This window comes from Holdemanella biformis DSM 3989 (assembly GCF_000156655.1).
GTDB lineage: Bacteria > Bacillota_I > Bacilli_A > Erysipelotrichales > Erysipelotrichaceae > Holdemanella > Holdemanella biformis.
This window is the reverse complement of the sequence record NZ_DS996843.1, coordinates 176423-177106: the sequence shown is the minus strand read 5'-3', so window position 1 is coordinate 177106 and position 684 is coordinate 176423. Positions and strand designations below refer to the sequence as shown.

Below are 684 nucleotides of genomic sequence, written 5' to 3'. Positions count from 1 at the left end.
CGTTGAAGAAGATTCTTTCTGAAGTTTGTGATGCGTATGGATATATTATAAAAGCTTTAGAGGTCATGCCTGATCATATACATATTTTTGTAGACTGTCCTGTAACGACTGCACCTTGTGATGTTGTTCGAACATTGAAATCTATGAGTGCAATCCAATTGTTGAAGGCGTATCCGGAATTGAAGAGATTCTATGCGAGATGTGGAAAATTATGGTCAAATGGATATTTTATATCTTCTGTAGGGCATATCAGTGAAGCTGCAGTCAAAAAATATATCGAGGAGCAGAAAGATGATACAACCCGAATTGAAAGCCTATCGTAGATGTTCAGATAGACATGTATTAGTATTAGAAACGAATCTGACTTATGTAGAAAAGTGTCAGATTTTTCATTATGCCGATTTGATTCGTAAGGCTGGTAATGAACTGACTGGAATCATGAAAAAAGATATGATCAGCTTGTTCGTACGAAAAGGTATCGCAAGTTAAAAAGTCTTTATAAGAAATATAAGGATGCCGATAATAAGAAGGCATTAAAAGATGTATGTAATCAGATGAAGGAAATGCAGAAACAGTATGATGTGACATGGGATTACTGCAGAACTTCAATGATTGTCATTAAAAAGAAATATGGAATCGATGCCGTATTTGCACTAACGAAAGCGGAGGATGTATTTCGAGGAA

General features: G+C 35.5%; 2 protein-coding genes. Both read left to right on the top strand.

The features are described from left to right. Positions 1-323: IS200/IS605 family transposase (tnpA, locus tag EUBIFOR_RS12465; RefSeq protein ID WP_083783535.1), on the top strand; the 323-nt coding region annotated here is incomplete at its 5' end. After that, positions 292-489, top strand: coding sequence for a hypothetical protein (locus EUBIFOR_RS07575; protein ID WP_040466341.1), 198 nt, complete (start codon positions 292-294; stop codon positions 487-489). The genes tnpA and EUBIFOR_RS07575, both read left to right, overlap by 32 nt. The last annotated feature ends 195 nt before the right edge of the window (positions 490-684 follow it).